Below are 3,771 nucleotides of genomic sequence, written 5' to 3' on the forward strand. Positions count from 1 at the left end.
AAGTTACCGGCGCAGACGCTGAGGCGAAAAGCGCTTAAGGAGAAGAATTAAAACGCTATGTTGACCACGACATTTGCCTATTTCACTAGCTACACCGACTGGCTCATCGTCGGTGCAATCATTCTGGTTCTGTTTGGCGGAAGCAAGATCCCCCAGCTCGCACGCGGCCTAGGCGAGGGCATCCGCGAGTTTAAGAACTCCGTCAATGGCGATGCCAAAGACGAAGAAGAGAAAAAAACCGACGACGAGAAGAAGCCTGAAGGGGATAAGATCAGCACCGGAGATAAGGCAGGCAGCGAATCATGAACATCGTCATCGGTATCTTAACCGGTGCCCTGCTCCTGCTCTCCTTTAGCTTGATCGTGATCGTGACCTTACAAAACCCGAAGAACGAGGGACTGGGCGGAGGCGTGGCCAATACCCCTAGTAGCAACTTCCGAGGCAAGGCGGGCTACGATGAGATCCTCTCGGTGTATACCCGCAACATTGTAATCACGTGGATGAGCACCGCGTTATTGCTCTACATCCTCCATGAGATGGCAGGAGCCTAGTAAAAACACTACCCCCGACGGCAATTTGCCGTCGGGGGTATCTTAGTTTTTAGCCTCCGGGCGCGCAGTGGCCAGAAGATAGACGTAAAATGCTAGCGCCGCGGCCAAATAGATCAGGACTCCGATCCCCATTGTCGTTCCCCCCTCCTTTTATATTCTAACGAAGGGCGCTCCTTTCGTCAAGGCATCTCGTATGCACCGTTCCCCCCCAATTTTGTTTTTTACTGCCCTGGGAGTGGCCTCCGCGCAAGCGCAAGAGACCTCGCTCATCCAGCGAGTCGAGGTTCGCGGTGCCTCAGTGGTACCTGCGAACCTCATTGCCCAGAGTGCAAGAACCGTGCTACAGGGCAAGCACGCCGAGCCTGCCACGCTCCGCATTGCATTCGATGCGGTCAAGGCGCTCTACCAGCAGCGTGGCTACCCTCTAGCCCAAGTGATCAGCTACCAGCTCGCTGCCGACGGCACCCTGACACTGACCCTTGCCGAGGGACGCATCCGCCGGCTGATCATCGAGGGCAATCAGCGCACCCAAACACGCGTCTTGCGTGAGGCACTCTCGCTTCGTACGGGGATGGTCTACCGTGATGATGCAGTGCAGCAGGATCGGCTCCGGCTAAGCCGCCTGGGAATCTTCTCTGAGGTCATCGTTAGCGGTCGCGCGCCCGAGGAAAGCGATGCCACAGATACCCTGGGGCTGATTGATCTTGTCGTACGTGTCAAAGAGGCACAGACCGGCAACGTCGCGGCAACCGTGGGCTACGGCGACGGCACGGGGCTGGTGGGCTTTGTCAATCTCAGCGAAACGAACCTCTTTGGAACCGCCCAGCAGCTCGCGGTGCAGTGGCAGCGCTTCGGGCGCGTCTTACTGGATGATAACGGCTTTTTTGTTCAGGAGGCTCCCCGCACTGCCTTCGATGTGACAGTCCTGCGCCCCGCCCTCGGCCCCCGCAGCCTAGCCTACGGGGTGAGTGTCTACGACCAGAATACGATTTTTCTGCCCACCTTTGGAACTCCTGTTGAGACTCTGCGTAGCTACGAGCGGCGCAAGGGCGGTAATGTTCAGATCGGCAGACCTCTGGGTGGGATTTGGAACCTTGCGCTCACAGGCCGGCGTGACGAAGTGGGCTACGACTCCATCCCCGATCGTCTTAACCCGCCTCTTGCTGAACTCAGCCGTGCCAAGGCCACGGTCGGTGCACTGGGCTTCGCACTCAGCGCCGATACCCGTGACCGTGCCGATAACCCGCACAGTGGCTTCCTCAACCGCCTGCGTTTCGAGTCGGCGGGCGCAGCTTTTGGGGGAAACCGTAACTTTAGCCAAGCCAGCCTGGACTTACGTCGCTACAGCCCCCTGCCCCTGCCCAAAAAACCCGGCTCCGTCTTCGCCATACGCCTGCTCGGGGGGACGTCTACGGGCGATGTGCCCCTCTCCGAGCAGTTCTTCCTGGGCGGTTTTGAGCTTCTACGCGGCTATGAGTTCTTCTCGGTGCGCGGCGATAGGATGGCGTTGGGCTCCGCCGAAGTGCGCGTTCCGCTCGGAGCAGACACAGCGGGTGTCCTCTTTGTGGATGCGGGCAATGCCTGGCTTCCCGGCCAGAATGTCTCCGCAAGTGGTCTAAAAGTGGGCGGTGGAGTCGGGCTGCGTTTTCAGAGCCCGCTCGGCCCGATTCGCTTTGATCTGGCTTTTGGCAACCGCTCTCGTACCTACATCTCGCTAGGACAGTCGTTCTAAATTTTTGAAACTATGGCAAGTACCATCGAGCGCCTCGCGCAGCGCAAGCTCATCAGCCCACCCAAGTGGCTCCCCACCTGCATCGCCTACGAAACCATCATGGGCTCCATGGCCTACGGGGTCTCGTCGGACTCATCGGACATGGATGTCTACGGCTTCTGTATCCCACCCAAGGACGATGTCTTTCCACACCTGCGCGGCGAAATTCCCGGCTTTGGTCGTCAGCTCCAGCGCTTCGAGCAGTACCAGCAGCACCATATCGAGGACAAGGACGCGCTGGCGGGCAAGGGCCGTGAGTACGATCTAACTATATTCTCGCTGGTCAAGTTTTTTCAGCTCGCGATGGAGAACAACCCTAATATAGTGGACTCGCTCTTTACCCCCCGAGAGTGCGTCCTACACTGCAACTCCATTGGGGAGCGTGTCCGCGAGAAGCGCCAGATTTTTCTTCATAAAGGCGCGTGGCATAAGTTCAAAGGCTACGCCTACTCTCAAGTTCATAAGATGGAGATCAAGACACCGCAAGAGGGCAGCAAGCGTGCCCAGAACGTGGAGGTGTTCGGTTTCGACGTTAAATTTGCTTATCATGTCGTGCGTTTACTTGATGAAGTCGAGCAAATACTAACATTAGGTGATCTTGATCTACAGCGCGACCGAGAGCGCATGAAGGCAATCCGGCGCGGTGAGTGGACTCTGGAGCAAGTCAAGGAGTTCTTCGTCACCAAGGAAAAAGAGCTAGAGAGCGCCTACACCGCCAGCAAGCTTCCCCACGGCCCCGATGAGGCGGCGATCAAAACGCTCTTGATGGAGTGCCTTGAGGCGCACTATGGCTCGCTCGAAAACGCACTCTCCGTTCCAAACCAGGAGCGGGCGCTTCTCGCACAGATCAAAGCGCTCTGCGAGAAGGCGGGCGTATGAAAGATTCCCCCCTAACCCGAACCCACCCGGCTTCGAACCCACCCGGCCTTCGTTCGTTCCTCACTACAGCCCCCCTCCCTCAGGGCAGGGAGGGTAAAAAATCCTCTTACCTCCCCCTTCCCTGCCCTGAGGGAAGGGGGCCGGGGGGATGGGTTCAGAAGCGCACGGGATGGGTTCAGGAAGGCCCGCTATGAAATCCCTTTACGCCATCCTCGCCGCCGCGCTAGTGCTCTCGGTGAGCTTTGCGGTCAAAGTCCCCTTCGATCATAATCCCGATGAGTCGTCGCACCGGGACTATGTGCGGCTGCTGGTCGAGCAAAAAGGGCTGGTGATGTTTGTCCCAAGCCCGGGTCGCAAGCCGCTTCCTGCATCCGTGACAGAGACGATGCAGGCGCGCGAAGGCATGACGGAGCTCCCTGAGGGAGCGACGAGCCGTGATGAAGTCCATCAGCCGCCGCTCTACTACGTTCTGGCCGCGCTGGTCTTTGCGATCACAGGCGGCGGCAGCCTACTGGCACTTCGGCTCGTGGCGCTGCCGTTCCAGCTTGCGACCGTCTGGGTGGCATGGAA

The 3,771-nt window shown here is 58.5% G+C and carries 5 protein-coding genes; all 5 read left to right on the forward strand.

Features of this window, described 5'->3' with window-relative positions; all coding sequences use genetic code 11:
- Window positions 1–57: 57 nt before the first annotated feature.
- A complete protein-coding gene (locus ACH2EH_RS16320) occupies window positions 58–306 on the forward strand; it encodes a twin-arginine translocase TatA/TatE family subunit (RefSeq protein ID WP_395143200.1) in 249 nt (82 codons plus the stop codon).
- Complete coding sequence (gene secG, locus ACH2EH_RS16325; RefSeq protein ID WP_395143202.1) at window positions 303–551, forward strand: preprotein translocase subunit SecG; 249 nt, start codon at window positions 303–305, stop codon at window positions 549–551. The genes ACH2EH_RS16320 and secG overlap by 4 nt, the downstream gene beginning before the upstream one ends.
- Window positions 552–744: 193 nt before the next feature.
- Window positions 745–2,283: an outer membrane protein assembly factor gene (locus tag ACH2EH_RS16330; RefSeq protein ID WP_395143204.1), complete on the forward strand. Its 1,539-nt coding sequence runs from the start codon at window positions 745–747 to the stop codon at window positions 2,281–2,283.
- Between the two features lie 12 nt (window positions 2,284–2,295).
- Window positions 2,296–3,201 (forward strand): DNA polymerase beta superfamily protein, encoded by a 906-nt coding sequence (locus tag ACH2EH_RS16335; RefSeq protein WP_395143206.1) that lies wholly within the window; start codon window positions 2,296–2,298, stop codon window positions 3,199–3,201.
- 190 nt (window positions 3,202–3,391) lie between these two features.
- Window positions 3,392–3,771 (forward strand): hypothetical protein (locus tag ACH2EH_RS16340; protein ID WP_395143208.1); only part of this gene is annotated, 380 nt, incomplete at its 3' end.

This window comes from Armatimonas sp., from assembly GCF_043760365.1.
Taxonomy (GTDB): domain Bacteria; phylum Armatimonadota; class Armatimonadia; order Armatimonadales; family Armatimonadaceae; genus Armatimonas.

Excerpts from the sequence above, each read along its gene's own strand:
- ACH2EH_RS16320 (WP_395143200.1), top strand. The coding sequence starts at position 58 with ATGTTGACCACGACATTTGCCTATTTCACTAGCTACACCGACTGGCTC.
- secG (WP_395143202.1), top strand. The coding sequence starts at position 303 with ATGAACATCGTCATCGGTATCTTAACCGGTGCCCTGCTCCTGCTCTCC.
- ACH2EH_RS16330 (WP_395143204.1), top strand. The coding sequence starts at position 745 with ATGCACCGTTCCCCCCCAATTTTGTTTTTTACTGCCCTGGGAGTGGCC.
- ACH2EH_RS16335 (WP_395143206.1), top strand. The coding sequence starts at position 2,296 with ATGGCAAGTACCATCGAGCGCCTCGCGCAGCGCAAGCTCATCAGCCCA.